The following is a 14685-nucleotide window of genomic DNA, read 5'->3' as shown; positions in this document are numbered from 1 at the left end:
TCAATTCCATCTTAAATACGTTTGATATTAATTAAATTCCGGTGAAACGGTTAAATTAATTTCTTTTAACTGTTGATAAACAGCAGGCTCAGGCGATACAGGTAAACGCCCCGCTTTGTTTATCGAAACTTTTGCTGCGCGGCAAACCACTTGATCGCCTTCAAGCGTTTGTGCTGTTGTCACAAACCCATCAGCGGCTAAGCGAATAAAGACTCGGCAACTTTTACCACGCATTGATTCATCAACCACTAAGTTACGTTGAATGGTGGCAATGATCATCGCTTTGTATTTATCAACTTCTGACAACACTTGCTTATTGCGTGTTTTCGACAACGAGTCTTGTTCAGCAGCCATTGCTTCAGCCATTTCACGCTCTTGACGTGCTTTAGCGTCGGCATCAGCTTTACGCTTACGTTCAGCATCTTCACGTTGTTTACGTTCGGCTTCTTCTTTGCGCTTACGTTCATCTTCTGCACGTTGGCGCTCTTCTTGCGCTTTCTTGGCAGTCGCTTCTTCTTGCTTACGCTTTTCAGCAGCTTGCTTAGCGGCTTCTTCAGATACCTTTTGTTCTTTTTCTTTCTGCTTTCTGATCTCTTCCGCTTTTAAGGCGCGCTCTTTCTCTTGTTGCTGCTTAACCTGAGCGGCTTTAGCGGCATCATTTGCTTTTTGCGTTTCAGCCTCTTTCAACTTACGTTGGATCTCTAACGTTTTAATCTTTTCTTGTTCGCTTTCACGCTCACGCCTTGCTTCCTGCGCTTTACGTTCTAACTCTGCTTGACGCGCTTTCTCTTGCTGCAACGCATCTTGCTTTTGTTTCTTTAATTGCTCAACTCTGTCAGTGACTTTTTGCTGATCAATCACAACAGCTTGAACAGCAGGTGCACTGGCTGCTGTTTGCATCGGCTTAGGTTTGTCATCAAAACTAATGCCTAACGCAAGAATGACAATCGCACCAATATGGATACCAGCCGAAATAGAAACGGGTACGGTTAAATCTGAGTTTCCAGCCACCTATTTCTCCTTCGGCGAATCGGTCATAAGTCCTACAGCAGGCACTCCCGCACCTTGAAGACTTATCATGAGTTGGATAACGCTTTCATACGGAATTGAGCGGTCAGCTTTTACAACCACGGGTCTTAATGGCTCAAGTTGAATTAATGCCCCAACTTCAGTAGACACCTGCTCTAAATCCATAGCCACAGAATTTGAACTACTGCCCACATTTAAAAAGTATTCACCTGCAGCATCAATTGACGCCACTATCGGTGGTTTACTGTCTGGTGGCAGAGATTCTGCATTGCCTTGCGGCAATTCAACTTTAACACCTTGCGATACAATTGGCGCTGTCACCATAAAAATGATTAACAACACCAACATAACGTCGATATAAGGCACCACGTTGATTTCTGCAACCGGACGACGACGCTTACGCTGATACATTAAACAGCTTCCTTCTCGCTATATGCTTGACGTTGCAATATGTTTGAGAATTCTTCCATAAAGTTAGCATACGAGCTTTCAAGCTTTTCTACTTGAGTTGAAAATCTGTTGTAGCCAATGACCGCAGGAATAGCTGCAAAAAGACCCATTGCCGTTGCAATCAATGCCTCAGCAATACCTGGTGCTACCATTGCTAACGTTGCGTTTTCAACCGCGCCGAGTGCGATAAATGAGTTCATGATCCCCCATACAGTACCAAACAGACCAATATATGGACTCGTTGAACCAATGGTGGCTAATAAAGGTAAGTGATTTTCAAGTTTTTCCATTTCACGCGACAAGCTAACACGCATCGCACGAGACGTTCCGTCCATCACCGCTTCTGGAGATTTACTGTTCACTTTGCTTAGACGAGTATATTCTTTAAAACCGGCTACAAACATCGATTCTAAACCAGAAATCGCACTTCCACGTGCAATAAGCTCTTTGTAAAGACGGTTTAAATCAACACCCGACCAAAACGTGTCTTCAAAGCGTAGCGCTTTTACTCTTGCTGAGCTTAATAATTTGTTGCGTTGAATGATCACGGCCCAAGAGGCAATCGATAATGCCAACAAGGTCAACATGACCAATTTTACCAACACACTGGCTTCTAAAAACAAGCCAATAAATGAAATTTCAGCGTGCACTGTCGAACTCCTGAACAATATTTAGGGGAATAGCGCGGGGACGCATTCGTGATAAAGATATACACGCGACAACCACTGTCGCTTCACAATAGCAATCACCTTGATGATCTACTAAGCGCTGGTGAAACACCAATGACGCTTTCTTTAATTCTTCGACCTTGGACTCAACCAATAAGTCTTGCTCAAATTTTGCAGCTTTACGAAAATCTATTTCTGCATGTTTTACGACAAAAGCGATATCTTCCGCCAGCAATTCAGCTTGGCGAACACCCATCGATTTTAACCATTGTGTTCGTGCCCGCTCAAAAAAATTCAAATAGTTTGAATGATACACAACACCACCGGCATCAGTATCTTCATAGTAAATTGATATGGGCCAAACAAACATAATCAGAGCATCAATTCTTAGGAGGCAAAAGTTGGCCTACTATACCGAGTAGCAACACGCTTGTGAATAATGTCTGAGGCTAAAAACAGACTTTATTTTGCTCAAAATGCGCTAAAACACCCGAATTACCTCAGGAACTGTAATAGATGAAGCTTTATTAATGTTTTTACCCAAAACATTAACAATTTTTCAAACAAAAAAGCATAATTAAACCGCGAGTTATACGACACTAAATTAGTCGTGATTTGAGAGTAAATTGGCGGTAAAAGGATAATCAATAACACACATTAATTATCCGTTCGCTATTCGGTTTACCTTAAGCAACACAAGAGACTTATCGGCCAAGACGCATTAATAACGCAAAGTCCGAATGCTAAAGTTAAATGCTAAACATAATGCAATTATATTAGACTGCAAAACAAAGCTTACAAAGACTTAATTTAACCTTAAAATTACAGACTAATAACCTTGCACGAATTCATTAAATGCGTTGTGCAAGTCATGAGAACACAGCAAACATGATCAAGACTGTGTTAAGTGGTATCAACGCTGATACTACACCCCTTTATCACTAAAACATGTCGCAAAAAAATCATCACTGTCTTCATTTGTTAAATATTATCGTTTAGCTTAATTTGCTAATCCGACTAGTTATGCAGCTAAAATGGATAATAACTTAATAAACCGCTATTACTGGATATAAAGCCTACTTTCACTACCAACAACTTCATCAAACCATTAGTTTTAATAATGCGAAATCGTAATTTTTCTTGTTTGTCGAATTAGAATATTCATTCTATTATAGCTTTGTTTTCAGGACACATCCGATTCAGATGCTGAAAACCAAGAACTCCAAACTGGTGTAACCCAATACCTCAGTTTACCCTAGTTCTTATGCTTGACTTCCTTCCTTAAATTTGTTGATTGCAAATTATTTAGCCCACTTGGATTAAGTGGGTTTTTTTTGCCTTTTTTTCAACAAAACCTACAAACAATGAATATTGATTAAGATTAGGGCATCTTATTAATGCGAATTGGTATTACAGCCTTTATTAAAAACATCCCGCAAAGCAAGGTTATCGGCATAATGTCCATAAATGACGCACAAAATTAAGCCCAAGCAGTTATCCACCTGGGCTGACATATATTTATAAACGACATGCTATATAGAAATTTAAATCTCTTTGGTGATTTTAATCACCACGCGACGGTTGATTTGGCGTTCTTGTGCAAGATCGTTAGCCGCAACATGACGCTTTTCTCCATGCCCTTGGGTATGAATGCGGTCTTGTGGGATACCACTGGCAACCAAAATATCTTTAACTGAGTCAGCTCGTTTATCGGACACTTTTTGATTTATTGAGCGACCACCATAGCTGTCTGTGTAAGCATCAATAAGCACAAGTTCTACTTCAGGGTCAAAAGACAAATAGCGTTGTACTTTTTGTAACTGCATTTTCGAAAAGCGCGTTAACTCCACCCCCCCTCTTGATAATTTAATACTGTAAAAGCAATATCATCAAAACTGTAAGGCAGTAAATTGGCTAAACAAGAGCGAAACTCACGGTATTTACCACCAAAGTTAGCAGACGATAGTCCTACCGCTATTTTGGAACTTTGGTTGTACCAATCGGCATAATAGAACGTCGGTTCCATACCCTGGCTTAATTCTGTCAACATCGACCATGCGGCTTTTTTAGGGACCTCGCCATTAAACTGTTTTTGATAAGATAATTGGGTAATTTCTTTAGAGTTATGTCCAGGGCGCCAACTCGGTGCACGGCTAATTAACGTGGCATTGGTTACAGAATCAGGCTTTAACCACATGTCTAATGTGAAGTGTAGATTTAACTCTTTGCCGGCATGGCTAGTAAAAATGGCCCGACCATAATCTGGAATGTCGTGTTCGAGTCGACATTCAATTGGATTATTTTCACCCACTCGCCATGCTGAGTTTTCTAAAGACGCAACATAATGTCTCAAATCGGCATGAGCCGTTGAGCAAAGACACAAACTTGTGAGAACCATCAGTTTTCGCCACATAAAAAACACCCTTTAAATCGGTTACATTTTAGTTATCGGCCTTATATAGGGTTTCTTTAGCAAACAATCATGTTTAATCGCTGATAAAAACCACAATCAAACATGACACTGCGCGTGAGTTTGCGCATAATACTCGGCTTATGTCATTTGCTCTGAAAATGATATCAATTGAGGATGAAGACTGTAATGACTGATATTTGCGACGCTAACAAGTTTAAACACCGCTTCCGTGGTTATTTTCCTGTGGTGATTGACGTTGAAACGGCAGGCTTTAATGCCAAAACAGATGCGTTGCTTGAGATTGCTGTCAGCATGTTAAAAATGAACAGTGATGGTGTCATTGAACTCGATAAAACCTTACATTTTCATATTGAGCCATTTGAAGGTGCCAATTTAGAACCCGAAGCATTAGCATTTAACGGCATCGATCCCACTAATCCGCTTCGTGGTGCTGTAGATGAAAAAGTCGCATTTTTAGAAATTTTTAAAGAAGTTAAAAAAGCCCAAAAAGCGGCTGACTGTCATCGCTGCATTATTGTCGCCCACAATGCTGCATTTGATTTAGGCTTTGTTAATCAGGCAATCGAACGCAATAGTTTAAAACGTTCACCGTTTCATCCGTTTGCAAGCTTTGATACTGCTACACTCGCAGGCTTAGCCATTGGTCATACCGTACTCGCTAAAGCGTGTAAGATGGCTGGGATTGATTTTGACAACAAAGAGGCACATTCAGCGCTTTACGACACAGAACGTACAGCGGAATTGTTTTGCCATATCGTTAATCGTTGGAAAGCACTCGGTGGCTGGCCACTTGTCAGTGCTGACGCAGATGATACTGAAGCAGAACAAATAACCTGAGAAAATAAGTAACATCAACCTACGCTTTCACCTCGGCCGGTATGATATTAGCCGATATGAGAATGGATTGAGTGTCACTCTAGATAATTTATTGCAACAAAAAAGCTGCCGAAGCAGCTTTTTTTATTGGCTCAAACTCGCAGCATTACAGCTTTGAAGAGTTATCTTTTAAGTATGCAGCTACACCTTCAGTGCTAGCAGTCATACCTTTTTCGCCTTTTGACCAACCTGCTGGACAAACTTCACCGTGCTCTTCATGGAACTGAAGTGCGTCGATCATACGGATCATTTCATCAACGTTACGGCCTAATGGTAAATCGTTAACCACTTGGTGACGTACTTGGCCTTCTTTATCGACTAAGAAAGAACCACGGAAAGCAACACCCGCTTCTGGATGCTCAACATCGTATGCTTTACAGATTTCGTGCTTAACGTCAGCAACTAGAGTGTATTTAACTTGGCCAATACCCCCCTTATCTACTGGAGTGTTACGCCATGCGTTATGAGTAAACTGTGAATCAATAGAAACACCAATCACTTCAACGCCACGCTTAGTGAACTCTTCCATGCGGTGATCAAAAGCAATAAGCTCTGATGGGCATACAAAAGTAAAATCAAGTGGGTAGAAGAAAATAACCGCTGGCTTACCTTTAATCGCGGTAGCGAGGTTAAATGTGTCAACAATTTCACCAGAACCAAGAACGGCTGCGGCTGTAAAATCTGGGGCTGGACGGCCTACTAATACGCTCATTATCTATCTCCATTTAATGGCTTTTTACATGCTACAAGGGCACAAATATTCTTTCGCGGTTATCCACTACTTAAACATTGTTACCATTGCGACTTATTCAGTCATATACCATACAGTTAATTTAGCCGACTTATAAGTTATTTCAGTTGAAAAAAGTTTACCTGCTGAAAAATAAAACATGCAGACTCACTAATGTAATACTGCCGTGTGACAAAAATACGACAAAGCCTAATAACCTCACTTCTTTCATCCGTAAACTCAGCCATACTAACCGTTATATATGGCACCATTTTGTAATAGAGAACAATTAATACACAGGTTGATTTGTATTAAATCTGCCCAATCATTGATGTAAACCTTGCATCATCACCTAAAATTTTCATCTACGCTGGACAAACACTACTGCGCAGTCAAAAATAGCCGTCTCACTTACTTTAAAGAATTACGATTATGAATGCGGTTGTTATCGCTGTCTGTTTAATGCTGTTTTTAAGCTTTATTCGAATTAACGTTGTGGTTGCATTAACCATTAGTGCTGTTGTTGCGGGTTTAGTCGGTGGATTAGATATCCATCAAACCATAGCTGCCTTTAATGATGGTTTAGGGGGCGGAGCCCAAATAGCCTTGAGTTACGCATTACTGGGTGCATTTGCTGCAGCGTTGTCTCACTCAGGCTTAACGACATTAATTTCTCATGCCATTATTAACAAATTAGGCAAAGAACCGAATAGCAGTAACACTCAACTGGTACGTTGGTTATTGTTAGTCACCATTCTTGCTATGGCGGTTTCGTCGCAGAACATTTTACCGATCCATATCGCCTTTATCCCCATTCTTATTCCGCCGCTATTGCACGTTATTTCTAAGCTCAATATCGACCGTCGCCTTATTGCGTGTATTTTAACGTTTGGTTTAGTCACCACTTATATGATTTTACCGATCGGTTTTGGTGGGATTTTCTTAAACGATATCTTATTGGCTAATTTAAACACCAATGGCTTAAATGCCGTCACAGCCCAAATACCACAAGCAATGTTACTACCCGCCTTGGGCATGGTGTGTGGTTTACTCACCGCAGTATTCATTAGTTACCGCAAACCAAGACAATATATGATTGAGCAACCCGTTATTAGCGACACAATAACGCCGGTTATTAGCCGTAAAAGCATTATTATTTCGCTATCGGCCATTGTCGTTACACTCATTGTTCAACTGCAAACTGACTCGATGATTTTTGGCGCGTTAAGTGGTTTTATCATTTTTCGTTTTTCAGGGATCATTAAACAAGACATCAGCAAAGACTTGTTTAATCAAGGCGTGCATATGATGGCTAACATCGGCTTTATTATGATTGCAGCCGCAGGTTTTGCTGCTGTCGTAAAATCAACCGGTGAAGTCGGCACGTTGGTAACATCACTTGGTGATATTATTGGCGACAATAAAGCGCTCGCGGCACTATTAATGTTGATTGTGGGTTTGCTTATTACCATGGGCATTGGGTCATCGTTTTCGACCATTCCCATTATAGCCACTATTTATGTACCATTAGCGCTCAGTTTTGGTTTTTCTGTTGCGGCAACGATTGCGTTGGTCGGTACTGCTGCGGCACTAGGCGATGCAGGTTCACCAGCATCAGACTCGACCTTAGGCCCTACAGCGGGGCTTAATGCCGACGGCCAACACGATCATATCCGTGACAGTGTGATCCCAACATTTGTCCATTACAACATTCCATTGTTAGTCTTTGGCTGGATAGCAGCCATGGTGTTGTAGAACACCATAGTCTTGTCAATTAACGTAAAATACACATAAAAAATGGGAGCCTATTTGGCTCCCATTTTATTAACGATATTTTTTAACGGCTTAATAATCGGTTATTTAGTCCCGAAAATCTTATCACCCGCATCACCTAAACCAGGTAAAATATACCCTTGCTCGTTTAAGCAGTCATCAATGGCGGCTGTGTATAGTTCAATATCTGGATGCGCTTGCTCTAACGCTTTGATGCCTTCTGGCGCGGCAACAAGCACTAATGCTTTAATCGAGGTACAACCGCGTTTTTTCAACAAATCGATAGTTGCAATCATTGATCCACCGGTCGCAAGCATTGGGTCGACCACTAACGCGATACGCTCTTCAACATTGCTGACGATTTTTTCAAAGTAAGGGACAGGCTGTAGCGTTTCTTCGTCACGGTAAATACCCACAACAGAGATACGTGCACTTGGAAGATGCTCAAGCACGCCGTCCATCATACCTAAACCCGCACGTAAAATAGGCACTACCGTGACTTTTTTACCTTTAAGTTGCTCAATACTGACAGGACCATTCCAACCATCAATGGTGACGGTTTCAGTTTCAAAATCAGCTGTTGCTTCATAGGTTAATAAACTGCCAACTTCAGTGGCCAGTTCACGAAATCGTTTGGTGCTGATATCCGCTTCACGCATCAAACCGACTTTATGACGAACCAGTGGATGCTTAACTTCAACGACTTTCATTTCTTTCTCCTAGATTTTTCGACTTTCAGGCAAATTTGACAAATGTTAGTCCATTTATCCCTTCTATAAAACATAAAGTTTCAAAAATGCAGTAAATCGTGAGCTAAACCAATAAAAAATAGGCAATTCATCGTTTTCTTTTCAGGATAAAGTAAAAACATGGCTTTCGACTAATGAGACAAACTGGTAGAATACTGCCGCATAAAATTCCATAAAACGATGTACCCTAGAGGATCCTCCGTGAGCACTCCTACCCCCCTAAGTTACAAAGACGCCGGCGTTGATATCGATGCAGGTAATGCGTTAGTTAGCAACATTAAATCAGCGGTAAAACGCACTCGCCGTCCAGAAGTTATGGGCAATTTAGGCGGTTTTGGCGCGCTATGCGAATTACCGACTAAATACAAACACCCTGTACTGGTTTCGGGCACTGATGGTGTTGGTACCAAATTACGCTTAGCCATTGATTACAAAAAGCACGACACTGTTGGTGTTGATTTAGTTGCGATGTGTGTTAATGACTTAATTGTATCTGGTGCTGAGCCACTTTTTTTCCTCGACTATTACGCCACCGGTAAATTGGACGTTGAAACGGCGACCTCTGTAGTGAATGGTATTGCAGAAGGCTGTTTCCAGTCTGGTTGCGCTTTAATTGGTGGTGAAACCGCTGAAATGCCAGGCATGTACGAAGGCGAAGATTACGATCTAGCTGGCTTCTGTGTTGGCGTCGTTGAAAAAGCTGACATCATTGATGGCACGAAAGTCAAAGCTGGCGATGCGCTGATTGCTTTAGGGTCTAGTGGTCCTCACTCGAACGGTTACTCGTTAATTCGTAAAGTATTAGAAGTTAGCCAGGCCGATACCCAGCAAGATCTTGCTGGCAAGCCGCTAATAGAACACTTACTTGAGCCGACTAGAATTTATGTTAAGCCACTATTGAAACTGATTGAACAATCAGACATTCATGCAATGGCGCACATCACTGGCGGCGGATTCTGGGAAAACATCCCACGAGTCCTTCCTGAAGATTGCAAAGCCGTTGTAAAAGGTGATTCTTGGCAGTGGCCAGTGGTATTTGACTGGTTAATGCAAAACGGTAATATCGCTCAACATGAAATGTACCTCACATTTAACTGTGGTGTAGGCATGATTATCGCCCTACCAGCAGACAAAGTAGACGCAGCATTAACACTGCTTAAAGCTGAAGGTGAAAACGCTTGGTTAATTGGTGAAATTGCCACTCGTCAAGGTGACGAAGAGCAAGTGGAGATCATCTAATGAGCCAAAGCTGTCGTGTTGTGGTGCTGATCTCTGGCAGTGGTAGTAATCTTCAAGCCATTATTGATGGTTGTGACGATAACTTAAATGCAAATGTGGTGGGAGTCATTAGCAACAAACCGGATGCTTATGGATTAATCCGCGCTCACCATAGCGAAATTGATACCAGTTGCGTGATTGCTTATAAAAATGAAACGCGTAGCGAATACGATGCGCGTTTGTTAGCAGCCGTTGAAAAATATCAGCCTGATTTAATTGTACTGGCTGGTTTTATGCGCATTTTAACTGATGACTTTGTTAGCCGTTTCCTAGGGAAAATGATCAATATTCATCCGTCATTATTACCTAAGTACACAGGTTTACATACTCATCAACGTGCCATTGAAGCCGGTGATGACGAACATGGTGCTAGCGTACATTTCGTTATTCCAGAACTAGACTCTGGCCCAGTAATATTACAAGCTAAAGTGCCTGTATATACCGGCGAAGATGCCACTGTATTAGCAGAGCGAGTACACGAGCAAGAGCATGCTATATACCCATTAGTGGTAAAATGGTTCAGCTTAGGCCGATTAACAATGACAGACGGTAAAGCGTATTTAGATGGCGAATTAATTGGTCCATCGGGCTACGCGCCAGACTAATTAGCTTAGCTTACAGATCAGTGCTAACCACTGATCTGTACAGACAAAAAACCTCGCTTGTTAGCGAGGTTTTTTATTGTTTGTTTGACACTCTTTGCCCTACTTAACTGGCAGTGAAATATCGGCAAACATTTCATCAATCAATTGTTGATCACGTAAAGCAACCGCTTTTTCAACCACATCGCGGGTTAAATGCGGTGCAAAATGGCGCATAAAATCATACATGTAACTGCGTAAAAAGCTTCCACGCCTAAAGCCTATTTTAGTTGTGCTATGGGCAAATAAATGACTCGCATCAATCGCGACTAAATCGTTATCGACGGCTGGATCGATTGCCATAGAAGCAATCACCCCCACACCTAACCCCAAACGTACATAGGTTTTTAATACGTCGGCACTGGTTGCGCTGAACACCACCCGAGGATCTAAATCTGCACGTTTAAATGATTTCTCAATTTCAGAGGCTTTATCGAAACCAAATACATAAGTCACTAATGGGTGCTGGGCTAAATCTTCGATACTGATCTTGCCCGATTGAGTCGCCAAAGGATGATCGCGGGTCACCACAATAGAGCGATTCCAGTGATAACAAGGCAACATAATCAAATCGGTATATAAATGCATGGCTTCTGTGGCGATAGCAAAGTCGGCATCGCCTCTTGCTGCTTGCTCGCTGATTTGCGAAGGCGTGCCTTGATGCATATGCAAGTTAACTTTTGGATAACGCTTAATAAACTCACGAATAATTTGTGGCAGCGCATAACGTGCTTGAGTATCCGTAGTGGCAATATTTAACTCACCTTGGTTAGGTTTGGTGTACTCTTCAGATACTTTTTTAATGCTGTCGACTTTGCTTAATATATCATTAGCAATATCAATAACTTGCTGACCTGCTGGCGTAACATGAGTTAAATGCTTACCACTGCGACCAAATATTTGAATCCCCAGCTCATCTTCAAGCATGCGCACCTGCTTACTGATACCAGGCTGTGAGGTATAGAGGTTTTCTGCTGTCGATGACACATTAAGATTGTGTTTAACGACTTCTGCAATGTATCTGAGTTGCTGCAGTTTCATGGTGTGATCCTTGATTTAACCGTCACCTATCCACACATGACGCGAATAAGAATAAAGTCTATTTTGTTTTTTGCATAATTAGAACCATCGTTCAACTATGACAAAACGTTATACTAAATGTGAAATGTAATATATATAGTAATAACGAGCAAGAAAAAAAACCGATAATGCGCTCTTATGTACAATCTGTTAATGATTTGTTTGTTTAGTTTATTAATTTCTCCACAAAACGACTTATTATTCAACGACAGCCGTAATGACATACGCTAAGATATAAGCTACTTTTGATGAAATTTTTTGATTAATTTATCTGTTCGTCAAAATCACTTTTTAGCCATTATTATTGGCTTTGTCACCATGTGATATGAAAGATAAAATGGAACCTTTATGTCCTTAATTTTGGTATTAATTCTTATCGGCGCACTGCTATTACTGATTATCGGTTTTAGTATCGTCCAACAACAAAAAGAGCGCGCAGAAGCTGAACGCCGTATTGAAGTATCGCGTCAACGCGCCATTATTGACGAAACCGATGCGGTATTATCTAACACGGGTATGGCTCCTTGCTCTAGCCACATCATGCTCGTGTTATACCGCCGTATTCAAGATGCATTAGAGCAATCAGTACCCCATTCTTCTGGTCAATTAAAATCGGACTATGAACGTCGCCTTGGCGATATTAAAGCGCAAATAACCACAGTATCAAACTCTCCTAGCCAAGTGCCAGCTATTGAAAACTTTCGCTTACCAGACAATGACAGACAGGTCTTAGAGTTGGTTAAAACCCTTAAAAAACTCAAAGCCATTTTGCGAGCTGAGCACAACAAAGGCAAAGTTGACCCCACTGTATTTGCTGAAGAAGAGATGCGTATTGATAATTTACAGCTACGCATCAATGTTGAATCAATGATTAGCCGTGCCCGTGCGGCCTGCTTTATGAAACAATATGGTTCAAGCAAACAAATGGTGACAAAAGCATTAAATACGTTGCACACGATTAAAGCCCAAACGCCAAATGATCCATTTATTGCGCGCAAGGTCGATGAAGCCAAACTATTGCTCGATGAAATCATGGGGGCACAACGCAGCAGCGAACCGAGTACACCTAAGCCTAAAAAAGAAGGTGATGATATCGATATGCTGTTTCAACCTAAAAAGAAATGGTAGTACTGCTCATTTCCATCTGTTGATCATCTCATTAGCCTCGTAAAGAGGCTTTTTTGTATCCCATCTTTAACGCTCATTAGCCAACTCAAGCATCGCGCGCCGCAATCTTTCATAATGAATATTTGATCATTTCTGTTTCGCTGCTATTATACTGTTTATTTATACAGTGTTATTGAGGTTGACTTGGTACTGATATGAAAGTGATCCCAATCTACATAGCTGGCGGCATTAGCGGCTTTGAGTCGCCTGCTGCGGAATACAAACAGCGGCCATTAAGCTTAGATGAACTGCTCATTACTCATCCAAGTGCCACGTTTATCGGTAAAGTTCAGGGAGACTCAATGACAGGTATTGGTATTTTTGATGGTGACTTAGTGATTGTCGATCGCAGTTGTACGGTCAAGAATGGCCAAGTGATTGTCGCTAACTTTAATGGTGAGTTCGTGTGCAAAATGATCGACCTCAAACGAAGATTACTACTGTCTTCCAACGATGCTTATGCCGATGTAGTGATTAATCAATATGATGACTTTAGCATTGAAGGTACGGTGATCTATTCAATACGGTGCCATGATGAGGCAATCAATTTATGTTCGCGTTAGTTGATGCCACTTCATATTACTGCAGCGCAGAACAAGTCTTTAGACCTGAATGGCGTCATCGTCCAGTGATTGTATTATCCAATAATGATGGTTGTGTGGTGGCAGCAAATCGCCTCGCAATTGAGTTAGGTATTCCCAAGTTTCAGCCTTATTTTAAAATCGCCAATCTTTGCCGCCAACATCAAGTGGTGGTGCTATCCAGCAACTATGAATTATACGCAGACTTGTCGGCAAAAATGATGCAAGTGATTGGCCGATTCGCCCCTGAGCAGCATATTTACTCGATTGATGAATCCTTTCTTTCTTTTAAACATTGCCAACAAGCCATTCCGTGCTTAGCCACTCACGCAAGACGAATTCGACAAACGGTTTGGCAATATACGCGGTTACCTGTTTGTGTGGGTATCGGCTCAACACTGACACTTGCAAAAGTCGCCAATAAAGCCGCTAAATTAACGTCTGCATCTAAAGGGGTGTGCGTGATAGATAACGAGGCAATTCGCCAAGCAACATTGGCCTCATTGTCAGTTAGCGATGTGTGGGGGATTGGCCGTAAAACTGCAGCCAAGTTAACGGTAATGAATATTCATACTGCCTGGGAACTGGCTAACACGTCGCCCACTATGATGCGCAAGCAATTTAGCATTGAAATAGAGCGCACCATTCGTGAACTCAATGGTGTTGCGTGTAAGCAATGGGATGAAGCAAGGGCCGATAAACAACAAATATTCTCAACCCGCAGCGTCGGCGAACGGATTACCGATATTGACAGCTTGCACCAGGCGTTATGCATGCATATCGCTATTGCGGCCGCTAAAGCCAGAAAGCAGCAATCATTGTGTAAGGTGATGATGCTGTTTGCCCATAACTCACCTCACGATAGTTACCCGCAAAGCTTTAAAGTCAATGTTAACTTTACCTGTGCTACTCATTGCAGCGCCGAAATGACTCATGCCGCATCCTCGGTAATACATCGGCTTTACCGCCCTGGTGTGCATTATTATAAAGTCGGTGTAGGACTACTCGACTTGGTGAATAGTCAACACCAGCAACTCGACCTATTTAATGCCAGCAAAGCCAAACCACAATTGATGCAGGTAATGGATAATATTAATCACCGCTATGGAGGCAACACTCTATTTTTAGGTGCACAAGGAGCACAACAGAAATGGGCGATGCACAGAGAATTTTTAACACCGCAGTACACAACAGATTGGCGCCACATTCCAATTATTCATTGTTAATTA

General features: G+C 41.6%; 14 protein-coding genes and 1 pseudogene. 7 read left to right on the top strand and 8 right to left on the bottom strand.

Translation table 11 applies throughout. The features are described from left to right. Nucleotides 1-27: 27 nt before the first annotated feature. The 5 genes and pseudogenes from tolA to AC19MV_RS01320 form a co-directional block, all read right to left on the bottom strand. Entirely contained in the window at nucleotides 28-1011 is a 984-nt protein-coding gene (gene tolA, locus AC19MV_RS01340) for a cell envelope integrity protein TolA (RefSeq protein WP_432399743.1), read from the bottom strand. After that, nucleotides 1012-1440 (bottom strand): protein TolR, encoded by a 429-nt coding sequence (gene tolR, locus AC19MV_RS01335; RefSeq protein ID WP_188954947.1) that lies wholly within the window; start codon nucleotides 1438-1440, stop codon nucleotides 1012-1014. It abuts the gene before it with no gap. Next, on the bottom strand, nucleotides 1440-2129 hold the full coding sequence (tolQ, locus tag AC19MV_RS01330; protein WP_498297602.1) for a protein TolQ: 690 nt from the start codon (nucleotides 2127-2129) through the stop codon (nucleotides 1440-1442). Before tolQ ends, tolR begins: the two co-directional genes overlap by 1 nt. Then, nucleotides 2119-2520, bottom strand: coding sequence for a tol-pal system-associated acyl-CoA thioesterase (ybgC, locus tag AC19MV_RS01325; RefSeq protein WP_498297746.1), 402 nt, complete (start codon nucleotides 2518-2520; stop codon nucleotides 2119-2121). The genes tolQ and ybgC overlap by 11 nt, the downstream gene beginning before the upstream one ends. Nucleotides 2521-3691: 1171 nt before the next feature. Beyond that, nucleotides 3692-4560: pseudogene (locus AC19MV_RS01320) on the bottom strand (flagellar protein MotY). A 186-nt stretch (nucleotides 4561-4746) separates the two neighbouring features. On the opposite strand from AC19MV_RS01320, the gene rnt reads away from it, so the two are divergent. Then, on the top strand, nucleotides 4747-5418 hold the full coding sequence (gene rnt, locus AC19MV_RS01315; protein ID WP_498297606.1) for a ribonuclease T: 672 nt from the start codon (nucleotides 4747-4749) through the stop codon (nucleotides 5416-5418). Nucleotides 5419-5563: 145 nt separating this feature from the next. Here rnt and AC19MV_RS01310 read toward each other — a convergent pair whose 3' ends face one another. Next, nucleotides 5564-6169, bottom strand: coding sequence for a peroxiredoxin (locus tag AC19MV_RS01310; protein WP_160056527.1), 606 nt, complete (start codon nucleotides 6167-6169; stop codon nucleotides 5564-5566). 450 nt (nucleotides 6170-6619) lie between these two features. Between AC19MV_RS01310 and AC19MV_RS01305 the strand changes: the two genes are divergently transcribed. Further along, nucleotides 6620-7942 carry a Na+/H+ antiporter family protein gene (locus AC19MV_RS01305; protein ID WP_432399752.1) on the top strand — a complete coding sequence of 441 codons (1323 nt, stop codon included), beginning with the start codon at nucleotides 6620-6622 and terminating at the stop codon, nucleotides 7940-7942. A 101-nt stretch (nucleotides 7943-8043) separates the two neighbouring features. Here AC19MV_RS01305 and upp read toward each other — a convergent pair whose 3' ends face one another. After that, a complete protein-coding gene (gene upp / locus AC19MV_RS01300; RefSeq protein ID WP_160056523.1) occupies nucleotides 8044-8670 on the bottom strand; it encodes a uracil phosphoribosyltransferase in 627 nt (208 codons plus the stop codon). A 240-nt stretch (nucleotides 8671-8910) separates the two neighbouring features. On the opposite strand from upp, the gene purM reads away from it, so the two are divergent. Continuing rightward, nucleotides 8911-9948: a phosphoribosylformylglycinamidine cyclo-ligase gene (gene purM, locus AC19MV_RS01295; RefSeq protein WP_432399754.1), complete on the top strand. Its 1038-nt coding sequence runs from the start codon at nucleotides 8911-8913 to the stop codon at nucleotides 9946-9948. Continuing rightward, a complete protein-coding gene (purN, locus tag AC19MV_RS01290) occupies nucleotides 9948-10592 on the top strand; it encodes a phosphoribosylglycinamide formyltransferase (protein ID WP_432399756.1) in 645 nt (214 codons plus the stop codon). Before purM ends, purN begins: the two co-directional genes overlap by 1 nt. Nucleotides 10593-10691: 99 nt before the next feature. On the opposite strand, the gene cysB is transcribed toward purN, so the two are convergent. After that, entirely contained in the window at nucleotides 10692-11669 is a 978-nt protein-coding gene (gene cysB, locus AC19MV_RS01285) for an HTH-type transcriptional regulator CysB (RefSeq protein WP_432399758.1), read from the bottom strand. A gap of 387 nt (nucleotides 11670-12056) precedes the next feature. Here cysB and AC19MV_RS01280 point away from each other — a divergent pair, with 387 nt between their 5' ends. The 3 genes from AC19MV_RS01280 to AC19MV_RS01270 all read left to right on the top strand — a co-directional run bounded on the left by AC19MV_RS01280 (nucleotide 12057) and on the right by AC19MV_RS01270 (nucleotide 14682). Then, the gene (locus AC19MV_RS01280; RefSeq protein ID WP_432399759.1) at nucleotides 12057-12836 is read left to right on the top strand and encodes a hypothetical protein; all 780 of its coding nucleotides are present in this window, start codon (nucleotides 12057-12059) and stop codon (nucleotides 12834-12836) included. A gap of 194 nt (nucleotides 12837-13030) precedes the next feature. Beyond that, complete coding sequence (locus AC19MV_RS01275) at nucleotides 13031-13438, top strand: LexA family protein (RefSeq protein ID WP_432399760.1); 408 nt, start codon at nucleotides 13031-13033, stop codon at nucleotides 13436-13438. Then, on the top strand, nucleotides 13426-14682 hold the full coding sequence (locus AC19MV_RS01270) for a Y-family DNA polymerase (RefSeq protein ID WP_498305365.1): 1257 nt from the start codon (nucleotides 13426-13428) through the stop codon (nucleotides 14680-14682). The genes AC19MV_RS01275 and AC19MV_RS01270 overlap by 13 nt, the downstream gene beginning before the upstream one ends. The last annotated feature ends 3 nt before the right edge of the window (nucleotides 14683-14685 follow it).

This window comes from Shewanella sp. MF05913 (assembly GCF_059758095.1).
The sequence above is the reverse complement of the archived record's forward strand: the minus strand, read 5'-3'. Positions and strand labels throughout refer to the sequence as shown.